Origin of the sequence: Pseudomonas sp. P9_35 (assembly GCF_034008205.1) — a bacterium.
GTDB classification, from domain to species: Bacteria; Pseudomonadota; Gammaproteobacteria; order Pseudomonadales; family Pseudomonadaceae; genus Aquipseudomonas; species Aquipseudomonas kilonensis.
This window is the reverse complement of record NZ_CP125373.1, coordinates 5,121,446-5,139,020: the sequence shown is the minus strand read 5'-3', so window position 1 is coordinate 5,139,020 and position 17,575 is coordinate 5,121,446. Positions and strand designations below refer to the sequence as shown.

Sequence of the window (17,575 nt, the reverse complement as noted above, 5' to 3'; positions counted from 1 at the left end):
GTTTCTTTTTATGAGGATCGACGATTATGAAGTCGGGTACAGGTTCCTTGTGGGAGCGAGCTTGCTCGCGATAGCGGAGTGTCAGTCAACATCTCTGTCAGCTGTCACACCGCTATCGCGAGCAAGCTCGCTCCCACAGGGGCTGTGGTTTCCCCTGGGAAAGTGTTTTCACAAGGGATGCGGCGTGTCTGGTGGGGGCGAGCAAACCCGCCCCCTTCAGGTCAAGCGTAGCTTTCGATCGACGGGCAGGCGCAGACCAGATTGCGGTCGCCGAACACGTTGTCGACCCGGCCCACAGGCGGCCAGTACTTGCCTTCGATCAACGACGCCACCGGGTACACCGCCTGTTCGCGGCTGTAAGGGTGGGTCCATTCACCGACGATTTCCGCCGCAGTGTGCGGGGCGTTCTTCAGTGGGTTGTCGTCTTTGTCCAGGCTGCCGTTTTCCACCGCGCGAATTTCTTCGCGGATGCAGATCATGGCGTCGCAGAAACGGTCCAGCTCTTCCTTGGATTCGCTTTCGGTCGGCTCGATCATCAACGTGCCGGCCACTGGGAACGACATGGTCGGCGCGTGGAAACCGAAATCGATCAGGCGCTTGGCCACGTCATCGACGCTGATGCCGCTGCTGTCCTTGAGTGGACGCAGGTCCAGGATGCATTCGTGGGCCACCAGGCCGTTGCTGCCGGAGTAGAGCACGGGGTAGTGCTCTTCCAGGCGACGGGCGATGTAGTTGGCGTTGAGGATCGCCAGTTGCGAAGCGCGCTTGAGGCCGGCGCCACCCATCATGCGGATGTACATCCAGGTGATCGGCAGGATGCTCGCGCTGCCGAACGGCGCCGCGCACACCGCGCCTTCCTTGCGTTCCATGTTGGCGTGGCCCGGCAGGAACGGTGCCAGGTGTGACTTGACGCCAATCGGGCCGACGCCCGGGCCGCCACCGCCGTGGGGAATGCAGAAGGTCTTGTGCAGGTTCAGGTGCGACACGTCGCCGCCGAACTTGCCTGGGGCGCAGAGGCCGACCATGGCGTTCATGTTGGCGCCGTCGATGTACACCTGGCCGCCGTTGTCATGAATGATGCCGCAGATTTCGCGGATGCCTTCTTCGAACACACCGTGGGTGGACGGGTAGGTGATCATCAGCGCGGCGAGGTGTTCGCGGTGCTCGATGGCCTTGGCCCGCAGGTCTTCGATGTCGACGTTGCCGCGGGCATCGCAGGCGGTCACGACCACGCGCATGCCGGCCATGTGGGCGGTGGCCGGGTTGGTGCCGTGGGCCGAGGACGGGATCAGGCAGATGTCGCGACGGTCTTCGCCACGGCTCTGGTGATAGGCACGGATCGCCAGCAGGCCGGCGTATTCGCCCTGGGAACCGGCGTTGGGTTGCAGCGACACCGCGTCATAGCCGGTGGCGGCGCAGAGCATGGCCTCCAGCTCGTCGGTCAGTTGCTGGTAGCCAGCGCTCTGCTCGGCCGGGGCGAACGGGTGCAGGGCGCCGAACTCGGCCCAGGTCACCGGGATCATTTCGCTGGCGGCGTTGAGTTTCATGGTGCAGGAACCCAGCGGGATCATGGTGCGATCCAGGGCCAGGTCCTTGTCGGCGAGCTTGCGCAGGTAGCGCATCAGCTCGGTTTCGGAGTGGTAGCGGTTGAACACTGGGTGGCTGAGGATCGCCGATTGGCGCACCAGCTCGGCCGGAATGCGGCTTTGCACGCTGGCGGCCAGTACCGCGAAGTCCGGCAGCGCCTTGCCGTCGGCCAACAGCTTCCACAGGGCTTCGACGTCAGCCTGGCTGGTGGTCTCGTCCAGGGACAGGCCCAGGCGTTGCGCGTCCACCACACGCAGGTTGATGCGCTGTGCGCGGGCCTTGTCGTGCAGGGCAGCGGTTTGCGCGCCGGTGCGCAGGGTCAGGGTGTCGAAGAAGCTCTCTTGCTCGACGCTGAGCCCTAGCGCGCCCAGGCCCTTGGCGAGGATCGCGGTCAGGTGATGGATGCGATTGGCAATTTGCACCAGGCCCTTGGGACCGTGGTACACGGCGTACATGCTGGCGATGTTGGCCAGCAGCACCTGGGCGGTGCAGATGTTGCTCGTGGCTTTCTCGCGGCGGATGTGTTGCTCGCGGGTCTGCATCGCCAGGCGCAGGGCCGGCTTGCCGAAACGGTCCACGGAAACGCCGACCAGACGGCCCGGCATGTCGCGCTTGAAGGCGTCCTTGGTGGAGAAATACGCCGCATGCGGGCCACCGAAGCCCAGCGGCACACCGAAGCGCTGGGCGCTGCCGATGGCCACGTCGGCGCCAAACTCACCTGGCGGGGTCAACAGGGTCAGGGCCAGCAGATCCGCAGCCACGGCCACCAGGGCGTTGGCCGTGTGGAAGCGTTCGGTCAGTTCGCGGTAGTCGAACAGGTCACCGTTGCTGGCCGGGTATTGCAGCAGCGCGCCGAAGAAGCCGCTGACGTCGCTCAGTTCGCGCTCATCGCCGACCACTACGTCGATGCCCAGGGGCTCGGCACGGGTGCGCAGCACGTCGAGGGTTTGCGGGTGGCTGTGCACGGAGGCGAAGAACGCGTTGCTGCCCTTGTTCTTGCTCAGGCGCTTGCAGAAGGTCATGGCTTCGGCGGCGGCGGTGGCTTCGTCGAGCAAGGACGCGTTGGCGATCGGCAGGCCGGTAAGGTCGCTGATCAAGGTCTGGAAGTTCAACAGCGCTTCGAGACGGCCCTGGGAAATTTCTGGCTGGTACGGGGTGTAGGCGGTGTACCAGGCCGGGTTTTCCAGCAGGTTGCGCAGGATCGGTGACGGCGTATGGCAGTTGTAGTAGCCCTGGCCGATGTAGGTCTTGAACAGTTGGTTCTTGGCGGCGATGGCCTTGATCGAGGCCAGTGCATCGGCTTCGCTCTGGCCGTCGCCCATGTCCAGCACGCTGGTGCCCTTGATGCTTTCCGGGATGACGCTGGCGCTCAGGGCTTCCAGGGAGTCGTAGCCCAGGCGCTCGAGCATGGCTTGCTCGTCGCTGGCACGCGGGCCGATGTGGCGGGCGATGAATTCGTTGGCGGTGCCGAGATTAACGGTCATATGGCGCTCCTCAGGCTTGGGCGTTGGCTTTGATCAGGCGATCGTAGGCGTCTTGATCCAACAGCTTAGCCACTGCGTCGACGTCGATCGGTTTAAAGCGGAAGAACCAGCCTTCGCCCATCGGATCTTCGTTGACCAGCTCCGGGCTGGCGTCGAGTTTGTCGTTCACTTCGAGCACTTCACCGTCCAGGGGCATGTACACACCGCTGGCGGCCTTGACCGACTCCACGGTGGAGGCTTCGGCGCCTTTTTCATAGGCCTGCAATTCAGGCAGTTGCACAAAAACCACGTCACCCAATGCGTTCTGCGCGAAAGCGGTAATGCCGACGGTGACGCTGCCGTCGACTTCGGTGCGCAGCCATTCGTGATCTTCAGTGAAACGCAACTCGCTCATGGAAACTCCTGGGGCCAGAATCGTCTGGTGGACGCGAAGAAAGGCGCGGGGCTTGGCCCGGCCGAATGCTAATACCCATAGCAAGAATGCGGCCAATGTTAATAATTGCTTACATATCAACGGTTTGACTGGTTTTGTCGAAGCTTGGACCGACTTCGCTGTAGCGAAATCGCTACAGCTGGGAGGCTGGAAAAAATCGTTGTGGGATCAAAGCCTTGCGCAGCGCTGCTTAGCGATGAGTGTATCGATATCGTTCCGCTGTAGCGCTTTCAGTACAGGTGGAGGTCGTTTTTAACGCGATTCTCAACCACAACACAGAACCCCTGTGGGAGCGAGCTTGCTCGCGATAGCGGTGTGTCAGCCAACCTATGGCTGACTGGGCTACCGTCATCGCGAGCAAGCTCGCTCCCACAAGGGGATTGCGGCGGGTTTATGGCTTGTTGGAAATCCCATACTTGCGCAACCGATGGGCAATCGCGGTGTGGGAAGTTTGCAGGCGGCTGGCGAGCTGGCGGGTGGAGGGGTAGTTGACGTAGAGGCTTTCGAGCAGGTGCTTCTCGAAGCTTTCCACGGCCTGTTCCAGGCTTTCGACTTCCACATCGCCCTGGCGCGCCACGGAGGTGCCGGCGATGTCCAGGTCGCCGATGTCCACCAGGCTGCTTTCGCAGATGGCCGCGGCGCGGAAGATCACGTTTTGCAATTGCCGCACGTTGCCCGGCCAGCGGTTGCCCAGCAGGGCCGGGTAAGTGCCGGGGGCCAGGCGGCAGACCGGGCGCTGGATCTGCGCGCAGGCCTGCTGCATGAAATAACGCGCCAGCAGCAGGATGTCCTGGCCGCGCTCCCGCAGCGGCGGGACTTCGACATTGAGCACGTTCAGGCGATAGAACAGGTCTTCGCGAAACGAGCCCTCGCTGACCATTTTCTCCAGGTTGCGGTGGGTGGCGCTGAGGATCCGCACGTTGACCTTGATTTCCCGGTCGCCGCCCACCCGGCGGAAGCTGCCATCGTTCAGGAAGCGCAGCAGCTTGGCTTGCAGGTACGGCGACATCTCGCCGATTTCATCGAGGAATACCGTGCCCTGGTTCGCCAACTCCATCAGCCCTGGCTTGCCACCCCGTTGCGCTCCGGTGAAGGCGCCGGGGGCATAACCGAACAGTTCGCTTTCCGCCAGGTTCTCCGGCAATGCCGCGCAGTTCAGGGCCAGGAACGGTGCGCCATGACGGGCGCTGATGGCGTGGCACGCCCGGGCCACCAGTTCCTTGCCGGTGCCTGTTTCGCCCTGGATCAGCAGCGGTGCATCCAGCGCCGCGACCCGCTGGGCCCGGGCCTTGAGGGTGCGGATCGCCGGGGATTCGCCCAGCAGCGCGTCGAAACCTTCGGCGTGATCGTGATGCAGTGCCGACAGGCGCTCGCCGATGCGGTTCGGCTGATACAGCGTCAGCAGCGCGCCGGCATCGGTGATGGGCGTGGCGTCCAGCAGCAAGGTCTGGCCGTTGAGGGTGATTTCCCGCAGCGGCAAGCGAAAACCGTTCTCCAGCAAGGCGTCCAGCAAGGCCTCGTCACCGAACAGCTCGGCCACGCTTTCCCCGGCCGGTTCACGCCCGTACAGGGCAATCAGCGCTGGGTTGGCCAGCAGCACCTTGCCGGCACTGTCCAGGGCCAGCACCGGGTCGGTCATGGCCGCGAGCAAGGCGTCGAGCTGCAAGTGCCGACGCTGGCCCGGCAGGATGTCCACCACGGTGACCGCCTGCACGCCGCGCACGCTGAACAGCGCCTCGCGCAACTCGTCGAGTACTTGCGGGCTGAGGGTCGGGGCGTCGATGTAGACGTTGGGCGGCACCATCTCCACCGCATCCAGATTGAGATTGCGCCCACCGAGCAAGGCCAGGACTTCCTGGGTGATGCCAACTCGGTCGATGAAACTGACGTGGATACGCATGGGGCGATGGGTTCTGGAACTCGGAGGGCCGCAAGTATGCCTTGGGGCGGGCTAATGGTGAAATCCTGGTCATACGCCGATCTCCATTGTGGGAGCGAGCTTGCTCGCGATGGCGGTGTATCAGTCATTAAATGGGTGGCTGACACTCCGCTATCGCGAGCAAGCTCGCTCCCACACAGGCGTTCACAAGTGGCAGCTACAACCCCACATCCCACTCCGGCATCTCGGGAAACTTCAGCACCAAAAAATCCAGCAGGCTGCGCAGTGCCGACGGCATGTGTTTGCGTGAGGCGTACACCGCGTACATGTTCATCCGGCGGGGTTCGGCGTGGGGCAGCAGGCGGGTCAGTTCGCCGTTCTTGATGTGGGCGCCGGCCTGGTAGCTGGGCAGCATGGCCACGCCGGCACCGGCTATCGTTGCCTGAAGCAACGTGCTGGCTTCGTTGGCGCTGATATTACCTTGCACCGGCACCGAGACCTGCTCGCCGTCCTGCTCGAAATGCCACAGGCTCTTGCCGACGTAGGAGTGGGTCAGGCAGTTGTGCCGGCTCAGGTCTTCCACGCGCAGCGGTGTCGGGTGCTCGCGCAGGTACTGTGGCGAGGCGCAGATCACCGAGCGGCAGACCGTGAGGCGACGGGCAATCAGGTTCGGGTCCAGGTCGTTGCTCATGCGGATCGCCAGGTCGATGCGCTCATCCACCAGGTTCACGGTGCGGTCGAGCATTTGCAGGTCGACGCTCACCCCTGGGTAGCGCTTGACGTATTCGGCCATGGCGCTCGCCAGTTGGGCCTGGCCGAACGAGGTACTGGCACTGATGCGCAACATGCCCCGTGGCGCATCGTCCGGAGTGCTGACGGCGGCTTGCATGTCGCCGGACAGCTCGAGCATCTGCCGGCACCGCGGCAGGATCTCGGAGCCTGCGGCCGTCAGGCTCAGTTTGCGAGTGGTGCGGTGCATCAGCCGGGCACCGACCCAGTCCTCCAGCTCCGCCAGATACCGCGACACCACCGGCCGCGACAGGTCCAGATGCTCGGCCGCCGCCGACTGGCTGCCCAGGTCCACCACCGTGACGAACACCCGCATTGCTTGTAGACGATCCATGATCTGCCCGATTTCAGAAACAAACTATGTTCGATCATCGCATTTTTTGAAACGAGTCAGGTCACTAAGCTCAGTCTCATTCCCCTGACGGGTTTTTGGACAACGGAGCACACCATGACCGGATTTATCCCACTCAAGCGCCTGCTGTTGGCAACCGCCGCCCTGGCCTTCACCGCCCAGACCTGGGCCGCCGGCCTGACGCTGGACGTCTACAACCCCGGCGCGGCGGCGGTTTTTCCGGTGACTTCGGTTTTAGTCAGCGGTGAAAAAGAGGCAATCCTGGTGGACGCCCAGTTCGGCAAGACCCAGGCCGCACAGGTGGTGGAAAAAATTCGCGCCAGCGGCAAGCGATTGACCACGATCTACATCAGCCACGGCGATCCGGACTACTATTTTGGTCTGGAAACCCTCACCGCCGCGTTCCCCGAGGCCAAGGTGCTGGCGTCCGCGCCGACTGTCGCGCACATCAAGCAGACCATGGACGGCAAGCTGAAATATTGGGGGCCGATCCTGAAGACCGATGCCCCGGCCAAAGCCATCGTGCCCCAGGTGCTCAAGGGCGACAGCCTGACCCTGGAAGGCCAGCGCTTGCAGATCGTCGGCCTCGATGGCCCACAGCCGGACCGCAGTTTCGTGTGGATTCCATCGATCAAGGCCGTGGTAGGCGGTGTGGTGGTGGCCGAAAACATTCATGTCTGGATGGCTGACACCCAGACGCCGCAGTCCCACAAGGACTGGCTGGCGACCCTCGCCGGTATTGAAAAGCTGCAACCGAACACCGTGATCCCGGGCCACTACCTGGGTGAAAGCGCCCGGTCCCTGGCCCCGGTGACATTCACCGCGGGCTACATCAAGGCCTTCGATGAAGAAACCGCCAAGGCCAAGGATTCCGCCGCGCTGATCGCAGCCATGAAGCAACGCTACCCGAACCTGGGTGAAGACAGTTCCCTGGAGCTCAGTGCCAAGGTGGCAAAGGGCGAGATGAAGTGGTGACAACCCTGATTCTGCGCTTCTGTGGCGAGGGAGCAAGCTCCCTCGCCACAACGGTGTACATACCGAAAAGATTTGTCATGCCCGTTTCGAGCACAGCTTCAATAGCCCCTATGTGTAATCACTGGAGAACACCATGAGCAAAATCGCAATCATCGGCGCCACCGGTCGCGCCGGCAGCCAATTGCTGGAAGAAGCCCTGCGCCGTGGTCACAGCGTGACGGCCATTGCCCGCAACACCGCGAAAATCGGTGAAAGGGCCGGGGTGGTCAGCAAGCAACTGGATGTATTGGACAGCGAGGCATTGACGGCGGCGGTGACCGATCACGATGTGGTGATCAGCGCGGCCCACTTTGCCAGCGTGCCGGCCGACAAGCTCATCGCGCCGGTGAAAGCCGCTGGGGTCAAGCGTTTGCTGGTGGTCGGCGGGGCCGGTTCGTTGTTGCTTCCGGACGGCTCTCGTGTGATCGACAGCGATGGCTTCCCGGAGGAATACCTGGCCGAAGCCAGCGCCGGAGCATTGTTCCTGGACGTACTGCGCCAGGAGCAAGACCTGGACTGGACCTTCCTTTCGCCTTCGGCAGAGTTCGTCGAAACCGAGCGCACCGAGCAGTTTCGCCTCGGCAAGAATCACCTGCTGTTCGACGATGCCGGGCGTAGCTGGATCAGCTTTGCCGACTACGCCATCGCGATGATCGATGAAGTGGAAACACCGCAGTTTTCGCGGACGCGATTTACCGTCGGTTATTGATCACAGGTTTGTGTAGGAACTGTGTAGGAGCTGTCGAGCAACGCGAGGCTGCGATCTTTTGATCTTTCGCTAGAAACTCAAGTGTCCAAGGAAAGATCGCAGCCTCGCGTTGCTCGGCAGCTCCTACAGGGATTAGCCGTGGATGCTTACCCAGGCGCTGACCAGCACCGTCGCGGCCATCAGCCACGCCACCGCCGCTACGGCCAGGGACGCCTCCAGGCGCATGCGGTCGACCATCACGTACAGCGTTGCCAGATAGACAAAGTACGGAATGATCGACCACATCCCAAACACGATGGTGGTCTTCAGGTCGTCCACCGAGCGGCCCTTGCCGACGATGTAATGGGCGATCAGGACGAAGGTCGGGAACAGCGGCACGAGCCCGGCGATGTAATAGTTCCTGGTCTTGGCCAGCATCGCCAGGATGACCACCACGGCTGCACCGAGCGCTGCCTTGAAAATCAGATCCACAGTTTCCCGCCCAGTTGATTAATGGCTCAAGCCATACTTTTTGACTTTGTCGAACAGCGTGGTCTTGGCCATGCCCAGTTCCAGGCTGGCCTGGGTCAGGTTGCCACCGCTGCGTTGCAGGGCGTCCACCAGCAGGTTGCGCTCGAAGGCTTCGACTGCTTCGGCGAAGGCCAGGCCCTGGTTGCCGCCGCTGGCACCGGAGCGCTTGAACGCCGGCAGGCCCAGGGCGTAACGCTCGGCGACGTTGCGCAGTTCGCGTACGTTGCCCGGCCAGTCGTGGCTCATCAGGTTCGACAGGGTCTGGTTGTCCAACTCCGGCACCGTGCGGTCGAAGCGCAGGGACGACTGCTGGAGAAAGTGCTTGAACAGTTGCAGGATGTCTTCGCGCCGCTCGCGCAGTGGCGGCAGTTCCAGGGTCACCACGTTGAGGCGGTAATACAAGTCGCTGCGGAACTGCCCGGACCGGCCCATTTCGTCCAGGTCGGACTTGGTGGCGGCGATGACCCTGCAATCCACGGCCACGCTCTGGTTCGAGCCCAGGCGCTCGAGGGTGCGTTCCTGCAGCACGCGCAGCAACTTGATCTGCAAGGGCAGGGGCATGCTTTCCACTTCGTCGAGAAACAGCGTGCCACCGTCGGCGTGTTCGATCTTGCCGATCCGGCGTTTGCCGGCACCGGTAAAGGCATTGGCCTCGTGGCCGAAAATCTCGCTTTCGAACAGGTTCTCCGGCAGGCCGCCGCAGTTCAGCGCGACGAACTGCTTGTCGTGGCGTCGGCTGAAGTCATGCAGGCAACGGGCGACCAATTCCTTGCCGGTGCCGGTTTCACCTTCGATCAGCACGTTGGCCGAGGTGTCGGCGACGTTGGCGATCAGCGCGCGCAGGTGCTGCATGGCGGGTGAGCGGCCAATGATCCGGCCTTCCAGGGAATCGCGTTCGGCCAATTGCCGACGCAGCGATGACACTTCCCGAGCGAGGCTGCGCTGCTCCAGGGCACGGCGGGCGACGTCCACCAGGCGTTCAGGGGAGAAGGGTTTCTCCATGAAGTCATAGGCGCCTTTTTGCATGGCGCCGACGGCCATGGAGATGTCGCCGTGGCCGGTGATCAGCACCACCGGCAAGCTGCGGTCCCGCGCCTTGAGGCGGGTCAGCAGTTCCAGGCCATCGATGCCCGGCAGGCGAATGTCGCTGATGACGATGCCGGCAAAGTTATCGTCGACGCGCTCCAGGGCCTCTTCGGCGCTGCCCACGCCGATGCAGGGAATGTCTTCCAGGGTCAGCGCCTGCTTGCAGCCCAGCAGGACATGGGGGTCGTCTTCGACGATCAGTACGCTCAGGTCGTTGTTCATAGCGGCTCGGCAGGTAATAGGCTTACCAACGGTAAACTGAGGACAAACGTGGTTCCACTGCCCTCGACCGGGTGTTCGACGCCCAGGTATCCACCCGTGGCGGCGGCCAGGCTGGCGGAAAGCGTCAGGCCCAGGCCCAGGCCTTGTTCGCCGGGTTTGGTGGTGAAGAAGGGTTCGAACAGATGCTTGCGTGCTTCTGGGTCAATACCGTGGCCGTTATCCCGCACGCGCAGGCGATATTTGCCATCGCCGGCCTGGCCTTCGAGCCACAGCTGCGGTTCGGGTTGCGTCTGCATGGCGTCCAGGGCATTGCCGATCAGGTTCACCAGGATCTGCTCCAGGCGCGTCTGGTCAATTTGCACCTGGACGTCGTCGAAGCTGGAATGAATCTGGATGTTCAAGCTTTCAAGACGAGCGCCCAGCAGTTGCAGCGCGGCCTCGACACCTTTGCCGAGGCTGGCCTGGCCCTGGTCGTCCCCACGCCGGGCAAAGGCGCGCAGGCTGGCGGTGATCCGGCCCATGCGGTCGATCAAATCGTTGATGGTCTTGAGGTTGGCGCTGGCGATGTCCAGCTGGCCGCGTTCCAGGAAGCGCACGGTATTGCCGGACAAGGTGCGCAGTGCCGCCAGCGGCTGGTTGAGTTCGTGGGCGATGCTGGTGGACATCTGCCCGATGGCCGCCAGTTTACCGGCCTGGACCAATTCGTCCTGGGCCCGGCGCAAGGTCTCTTCGGCCTGCCGCCGTTCGCGGATCTGGCCCTTGAGTCGTTCGTTGCTGGCGCGCAGGTCGGTGGTGCGTTCGGTAATCCGACGCTCGAGCTGGTTGTTGGCTTGCTGCAAGGCTTCCCGGGCCGCGAGACGGGTGGCGATGACCTTGCGCCGTTCGTTCCAGGCGATCAACAGGAATGCCACCAGGGCGAAGGCCACGGCCACCAGGATGCCTTGGTTGATCGCCTGGCGACGCAGGTCTTCAAGTGGGGTCAGCAGGGTGAAATTCCACGGTGTATCGCTCAAGGGCCGGGTCTGCGACAAGTAGCTGATGGCGCGCTCGTCGGACACCAGTTCGCTGTTGGCCGGGAACGTCAGCTTCTCCATGCCTTCGGCCAGGCGTTCCCGGGCCAGGGGCACCAGTTCATTGAGCGGGAACCAGTAGTACTGCAGGCTGCGGGCCAGGCGTTCCTTGGTGTCGTCGCTCAGGGGGCGAACCGACTTGAGCCGCCGCGCCGGGTCGCTGGACAGGATGATGATGCCGTTCTCATCACTGACGAACGCCTCCAGCCGCGCACGCTGCCAGCGTTCCTCCAGGGCTTCGAGGCGCACCTTGACCACGGCGACGCCGATGATCTTGCCTTGTTGCTCCAGGCCATGGGCCAGGTAGTAGCCGGGTTCGCCGTTGGTGCTGCCGATGCCGTAGAAACGCCCCGGCTGGCCGCGTACGGCATTCTGGAAGTAGGCACGGAAGGACAGGTCTTCGCCCAGGTAACTGTCGACATCGCGCCAGTTGCTGGTGGCCATCACCCGGCCGGTGGTGTCCATCACGTAGATGGCCCGGCTGCGGCTGCGACGGTTCAGGCCTTCGAGGTATTCATTGACGGTCCTGCGGTGCTCGGGCGTCGGGTCGTCGAGCAGTTGCGAGACACTTGATTCAAGCTCCAGCAGGCTGGGCAGGTAGGTGTACTTGCTGATCTCGCTCTCGACCGCACGGGCGTGCAGTTCCAACTGACGCTCGCCATTCTCGGCGAGGCCGCGTACGCCATAGTGCTCGCTGATCCAGAAGCCGAGGTAACCCAGGCCGATCATCAGGGCAATGACCAGTGGCGGCAGGAACAGATGGCGGATCAGGCGGGGTTTCACGGCGAGTGATGGCGGCGCGGCGCGATAGAGGGTGGGGTCGCATTTCATCACAGAAGCCTTGGGTCAACCACTACACAAATCGACAAGCCAACTCCGATCCCTATGTGGGAGCGAGCTTGCTCGCGATAGCGGACTGTCAGGCAACACAATGGTCGATCCGTAGGCAGTCATCGCGAGCAAGCTCGCTCCCACAGTGGGGAGCGGTGTTGTTTAGTGCTGCAGGATTTTCTCAAGGAAATGCTGCGCGCGTTCGGAGCGGGCGCTGATGTCGCCGAAGAACTCTTCTTTCTTGCAGTCTTCGATGATCTGGCCCTGGTCCATGAAGATCACCCGGTTCGCCACTTTGCGGGCGAAGCCCATTTCGTGGGTCACGCACATCATGGTCATGCCTTCGTGGGCCAGTTGCACCATCACGTCGAGCACTTCGTTGACCATTTCCGGGTCGAGGGCCGAGGTCGGCTCGTCGAACAGCATCACCACCGGGTCCATTGCCAGGGCACGGGCAATCGCCACGCGCTGCTGCTGGCCGCCGGAGAGCTGGCCCGGGTGCTTGTGGGCGTGGGCCGAGAGGCCGACCCGCTCAAGCAGTTGCAGGCCTTTCTTGGTGGCTTCTTCCTTGCTGCGACCCAGCACCTTGATCTGCGCGATGGTCAGGTTTTCGGTGATGGTCAGGTGCGGGAACAGTTCGAAATGCTGGAACACCATGCCCACGCGCGAACGCAGTTTCGGCAGGTTGGTCTTCGGGTCGGCGATGGACGTGCCATCGACCACGATGTCGCCTTTCTGGAACGGTTCCAGGGCGTTCACGCACTTGATCAACGTGGACTTGCCCGAACCCGACGGCCCGCATACCACCACCACCTCACCCTTGCTGACCTCGGTGCTGCAATTGGTCAGTACCTGGAAGTCCCCATACCACTTGTTGATGTTCTTGATAGAGATCATACGGCGAACCTTTTTTGCAGACGCTTGACCAGCTGCGAGGCGGCAAAGCTGACGGTGAAGTACACGAGACCTGCGATGATCAGGAACTCATTGGAGCGGCCGATGATGTCACCACTGGCCCGCGAAGCATTGAGGAAGTCCACCAGGCCGACCGTGTAGACCAGCGAGGTGTCCTGAAACAGGATGATGCTTTGTTGCAACAGCAGCGGGGTCATCTTGCGAAACGCCTGGGGCAGGATGATCAGGCGCATGGTCTGGCCGTAATTCATGCCCAGTGCCTGGGCGGCGCCCATCTGGCCCTTGGGAATCGACTGCACGCCGGCCCGGACGATTTCGCAGAAGTACGCCGCTTCGAACATCATGAACGCCACGATGCAAGAACCGAATGCCCCGATTGGCGTGTCTTCGCCGGTGATCCAGCGCAGCACGAACGGTACCGCCAGGTAGAACCAGGTGATCACCAGCAGCAGCGGGATCGAGCGGAAATAGTTGACGTAGGCGCCAGCGATATTGGAGACCAGCTTGTTATGGGACAGGCGCATCAGCGCCAGGATCGTGCCGAGGATGATCCCGCCGACCACGCCCAAGGCCATCAGCTTGAGGGTCATCACCATGCCGTTCCACAAACCGGGAATGGCCGGGATGATGCCAGTGAAGTCGAGTTCCATTATTTACCCCCCACGGAGATCAGGCCGGGCACCGCGACTTTCTTCTCGACCATGCGCATGAGCAGCATCAGGCTCATGTTCAGGGTGAAATAGATCAGCGTGGCCAGGGTGAAGGCTTCGAACAGGTTGGCGGAGAACTCGGCGGTCTGCTTGGTCTGCGCGAGCAATTCCATCAGGCCGATCAGCGAGGCCACGGAGGAGTTCTTGAAGACGTTGAGGAATTCCGAGGTAAGCGGCGGAATGATGATCCGATAGGCCTGGGGCAGCAGCACGTTCCAGTAGATCTGCGGCAGCTTGAAGCCCATGGCACGGGCGGCGGATTCCTGGCCGCGTGGTAGCGCCTGGATACCGGTACGCACCTGTTCGCAAACACGGGCGGCGGTGAACAGGCCCAGGCACACCACGACGCTCAGGTAGGCCGAGGTGGTCGGGTTCAGGTCCTGCTTGTACCACTCCTGCATATCGGCGGGCAGCAGGTCCGGCACCAGGAAGTACCAGATGAACAGCTGAACCAGCAGCGGCACATTACGAAAGAGTTCCACGTAGCAGGTAGCGATGCCAGACACCAGCCGGTTCGGCACGGTGCGCATGACGCCTAGCACCGAGCCCAGCAGCAGGGCGATGATCCAGGCTACGACGGCGATGGCGATGGTCCAGCCCAGGCCGGACACGTACCAGTCGAGATAGGTCTCGCTGCCCACGCCGGTGGACTTGAAGAACACGCTCCAGTCCCAGTTGTAATTCATTAGGGTCTCCCCTCAGATCGTTCGATGTACAAATGCCCGCCTGGGGAAACTCCGTTCCCGCCCGACTTGAAGGCCAGGCACACGCGATCGGCTCGACAGCCACCGGTTCGAGTGTTTCCAGATTTGCCAGCAGGGAGTGACCATCCCCTGAAAGGGCCGGGCCCCTTCAGGAGATAAGGTTAGTCAGAAATCAGGATTTCTTGTCGTCAGCCGCTTTATCGGTCGGCTTGGCGATCAGTGCCTTGAGTTCGTCGCTCATCGGGAAGTTCAGGTTCAGGCCTTTTGGCGGGATAGGTTGCATGAACCATTTTTCGTAGATCTTGTTGATCTCGCCCGAAGCGTAGGTGGCCTTGATGGCGTCATCGACAGCCTTTTTGAACGGCTCGTCGCCTTTGCGCACCATGCAGCCATAGATTTCGTAGGACTGTGGGGTACCGGTCACGGCCCAGTCATCGGCTTTCTTGGCCTTGGCGGCTTCGCCAGCCAGCAGGGCGTCGTCCATCATGAACGCGACGGCACGACCCGATTCCAGCATCTGGAAGGATTCGCCGTGGTCCTTGGCGGAGATGACGTTCATGCCCATCTGCTTGTCGGCGTTCATCGCCTTGAGGATGCGCTCGGACGTGGTGCCGGCGGTGGTCACGACGTTCTTGCCCTTGAGGTCGTCGAAATCCTTGTACTTGGAATCTTTCTTGGACAGCAGCTTGGTGCCGATTTCGAAAATGCCAACGGAGAAGTCAACCTGCTGCTGACGCTCGACGTTGTTGGTGGTGGAGCCGCATTCCAGGTCCACGGTGCCGTTCTGCACCAGCGGGATACGGGTTTGCGAGGTGACCAGGTTGTATTTGACCTGCAGGTTGGGCAGGTCCAGGTCTTTTTTCAGCGCTTCGACGACTTTCATCTGGATATCGTGGGAGTAGCCAACCGGTTTGCCGGAAGCGTCCGCGATGTAGGAAAACGGAATGGAAGCGTCGCGATGGCCAAGCGTGACAACGCCGGACTCTTTGATCTTTTTCAGTGTGCCGGTCAGTTCGGCTGCGAAAACCGGAGTGCTGATCAGAGCGGCAGCCATGGCTGCGCCCAGGAGATGGGGAACGATACGCATCGATGTTTCCTCGACATTGTTTTTTTTATTTCGGCCGGTTTGTCGGCCCTGAGTACTTCGAAGTGCCTGGCAGCTCCTGTTGTGTCGGCGTACAGGCATTCGTCTCCAGGAGTGTAGAGCATGACTCGTGCCAGGCCAGTCATATCTGCGTAATACATTGTTTTTAAAGGTAATTAATGTTTTGTTTCAGGTTTTTTGCGACCTGCTTCATCCGGTTAGCCGAACTGACTGGTGGGTCGTGTTCGGAAAACCGAATGCTTTGGGCCCGCATCAATCCATTGTGGGAGCGAGCTTGCTCGCGATAGCGGTGGGTCAGTCACAGAGGTTGAATGTGCTGGCTTCATCGCGAGCAAGCTCGCTCCCACAGGGGGCGGCGGTGTATTGCAGAATGCAAAAAGCCCCTGAATCGCAGGATTCAGGGGCTTTGGGTTCAGCGGGCTAGCGTTCAGGCCGCTTCGATCTTGCGGCGGTTGTGCTCGACCTTGTCCAGGTACTGCTGCAGTTTCTCCTGCTCGACCGGGGTGGTGAACAAGCCCAGCTTGCTGCGGCGCCACAGGATGTCCTGGGCATCGACGGCCCACTCGTCGCTGCACAGGTAGTCGACTTCGCGCGTATAGAGCCCGGCGCCGATGTGCTCACCCAGGTCGCCCAGGTTGTGCACGCCTTCGAGCATGCGCCAGGTGCGGCTGCCGTAGGTGGTGGCCCAGCGGCGGGCGATGTCGGTTGGCAGCCAGTCGAACTTGTCGCGGATCGCCGAGCACAGCGCCTGCGGGGTGGTCATGTTTTCGCCACCGGGGAGGGCCTCTACGGCGGTCCAGCTCGGACGCATCTGGGTGAAGTACGGGGCCAGTTGCGCCATCGCCGATTCGGCCAGTTTGCGGTAGGTGGTCAGCTTGCCGCCGAACACCGACAGCAAGGGGGCTTCTTCACCGCCACCCGACAGCGCCAGGGTGTAGTCGCGGGTCACGGCCGATGGGTTGTCGGATTCGTCATTGCACAGCGGACGCACCCCGGAATAGCTGTGCAGGATATCGTCGCGGCTGATCTGCTTCTTGAAGTGGGCATTGACCACCTTCAACAGGTAATCGGTTTCGCCCTCGGTGATCGCCACTTTGGCCGGGTCACCGGTGTATTCGCGGTCAGTCGTGCCGATCAGGGTGAACTGGTTCAGGTACGGAATGGTGAACACGATGCGCTGGTCTTCGTTTTGCAGAATGTGCGCATGTTCGCCTTCGTAGAGTTTCGGCACGATCAGGTGGCTGCCCTGGATCAGGCGGATGCCGTAGGGCGATTCCAGCTTCAGGTCATCGCGAATGAACTTGGCGACCCACGGGCCGGCAGCGTTGACCAGTGCCTTGGCGCGGATCGAAAACAGGCTGCCGTCGGCACGTTCCAGGTGCAAGTGCCACAGGCCTTTGCTGCGGCGGGCATTCACGCAGCGCGTGCGGGTGTGGATATGTGCGCCTTTTTCCCGGGCGGCCATGGCGTTGAGTACCACCAGCCGCGCATCGTCGACCCAGCAGTCGGAATATTCGAAACCTTTGGTGATCTCGCTTTTCAATGCGCTGTCGGCACCGAACTTCAGGCTTTTGGAGCCGGCGAGCTGCTCACGCTTGCCCAGGTGATCGTAGAGGAACAGGCCGGCGCGGATCATCCAGGCCGGACGCAGATGCGGGCGGTGAGGCAATACGAAGCGCATTTGCTTGACGATGTGCGGGGCCTTGGTCAGCAGCACTTCGCGCTCGGCCAGCGCTTCGCGCACCAGGCGAAATTCATAATGTTCGAGGTAGCGCAGGCCACCGTGGATCAGCTTGCTGCTGGCCGACGATGTGTGGCTGGCCAGGTCGTCCTTTTCGCAAAGGAACACCGAAAGACCGCGACCGGCAGCGTCCGCGGCAATCCCCACGCCGTTGATACCGCCACCAATGACGGCGATGTCGTAAACCTCGGCGAGAGGGGGCGTAGGCAAGGTAGAAGTGGGCATCGGCTAGCCTCGGGCTCTTGTTCGCAATATTTGAATTCGAACATAAATGTTCATTTGCGAAAATACTAGCCCATAAAGACGGCAACAGCCAGTTAACTTCGATTGAAAATACTGATCAAGAGAAGCTGAAAGGAAAATTTTCGAACATGTAAGGAAGAAGAAGGTGCCTGGGCACGCTGGCGAGAGGGATTTGTGGGAGCAAAGCTTGC

At 61.8% G+C, this 17,575-nt stretch carries 14 protein-coding genes; 2 read left to right on the top strand and 12 right to left on the bottom strand.

All coding sequences use genetic code 11. The features are described from left to right. Positions 1–221: 221 nt before the first annotated feature. The 4 genes from gcvP to QMK47_RS22710 form a co-directional block, all read right to left on the bottom strand. Positions 222–3,071 (bottom strand): aminomethyl-transferring glycine dehydrogenase, encoded by a 2,850-nt coding sequence (gene gcvP / locus QMK47_RS22725; RefSeq protein WP_258689201.1) that lies wholly within the window; start codon positions 3,069–3,071, stop codon positions 222–224. Between the two features lie 10 nt (positions 3,072–3,081). Then, positions 3,082–3,465, bottom strand: coding sequence for a glycine cleavage system protein GcvH (gcvH, locus tag QMK47_RS22720; protein WP_320389368.1), 384 nt, complete (start codon positions 3,463–3,465; stop codon positions 3,082–3,084). Positions 3,466–3,895: 430 nt separating this feature from the next. Beyond that, positions 3,896–5,404: a sigma-54-dependent transcriptional regulator gene (locus tag QMK47_RS22715; RefSeq protein WP_018614208.1), complete on the bottom strand. Its 1,509-nt coding sequence runs from the start codon at positions 5,402–5,404 to the stop codon at positions 3,896–3,898. Positions 5,405–5,600: 196 nt separating this feature from the next. Beyond that, entirely contained in the window at positions 5,601–6,506 is a 906-nt protein-coding gene (locus tag QMK47_RS22710) for a LysR family transcriptional regulator (protein ID WP_253477544.1), read from the bottom strand. A gap of 114 nt (positions 6,507–6,620) precedes the next feature. Between QMK47_RS22710 and QMK47_RS22705 the strand changes: the two genes are divergently transcribed. After that, positions 6,621–7,499: an MBL fold metallo-hydrolase gene (locus QMK47_RS22705; RefSeq protein WP_003204993.1), complete on the top strand. Its 879-nt coding sequence runs from the start codon at positions 6,621–6,623 to the stop codon at positions 7,497–7,499. Between the two features lie 133 nt (positions 7,500–7,632). Continuing rightward, a complete protein-coding gene (locus tag QMK47_RS22700) occupies positions 7,633–8,247 on the top strand; it encodes an NAD(P)-dependent oxidoreductase (RefSeq protein WP_053181297.1) in 615 nt (204 codons plus the stop codon). 132 nt (positions 8,248–8,379) lie between these two features. Here the strand turns inward: QMK47_RS22700 and QMK47_RS22695 are convergent, their stop codons facing one another. From QMK47_RS22695 to glpD, 8 genes are all read right to left on the bottom strand, one after another. After that, a complete protein-coding gene (locus tag QMK47_RS22695) occupies positions 8,380–8,709 on the bottom strand; it encodes a GlpM family protein (protein ID WP_320390547.1) in 330 nt (109 codons plus the stop codon). Between the two features lie 27 nt (positions 8,710–8,736). Then, positions 8,737–10,065, bottom strand: coding sequence for a sigma-54 dependent transcriptional regulator (locus QMK47_RS22690; protein ID WP_320389367.1), 1,329 nt, complete (start codon positions 10,063–10,065; stop codon positions 8,737–8,739). Next, positions 10,062–11,966 carry a sensor histidine kinase gene (locus tag QMK47_RS22685; protein WP_253477538.1) on the bottom strand — a complete coding sequence of 635 codons (1,905 nt, stop codon included), beginning with the start codon at positions 11,964–11,966 and terminating at the stop codon, positions 10,062–10,064. The genes QMK47_RS22690 and QMK47_RS22685 overlap by 4 nt, the downstream gene beginning before the upstream one ends. Before the next feature lie 162 nt (positions 11,967–12,128). Beyond that, positions 12,129–12,863, bottom strand: coding sequence for an amino acid ABC transporter ATP-binding protein (locus tag QMK47_RS22680; RefSeq protein ID WP_003204983.1), 735 nt, complete (start codon positions 12,861–12,863; stop codon positions 12,129–12,131). Beyond that, positions 12,860–13,531: an amino acid ABC transporter permease gene (locus QMK47_RS22675; RefSeq protein WP_214509434.1), complete on the bottom strand. Its 672-nt coding sequence runs from the start codon at positions 13,529–13,531 to the stop codon at positions 12,860–12,862. Before QMK47_RS22675 ends, QMK47_RS22680 begins: the two co-directional genes overlap by 4 nt. Then, the gene (locus QMK47_RS22670; RefSeq protein ID WP_212799251.1) at positions 13,531–14,277 is read right to left on the bottom strand and encodes an amino acid ABC transporter permease; all 747 of its coding nucleotides are present in this window, start codon (positions 14,275–14,277) and stop codon (positions 13,531–13,533) included. The genes QMK47_RS22675 and QMK47_RS22670 overlap by 1 nt, the downstream gene beginning before the upstream one ends. Before the next feature lie 190 nt (positions 14,278–14,467). Continuing rightward, complete coding sequence (locus QMK47_RS22665; RefSeq protein ID WP_253477535.1) at positions 14,468–15,382, bottom strand: glutamate/aspartate ABC transporter substrate-binding protein; 915 nt, start codon at positions 15,380–15,382, stop codon at positions 14,468–14,470. 445 nt (positions 15,383–15,827) lie between these two features. Further along, positions 15,828–17,366, bottom strand: a complete 1,539-nt coding sequence (gene glpD, locus QMK47_RS22660; protein WP_320389366.1) for a glycerol-3-phosphate dehydrogenase — start codon at positions 17,364–17,366, stop codon at positions 15,828–15,830. Positions 17,367–17,575 lie beyond the last annotated feature (209 nt).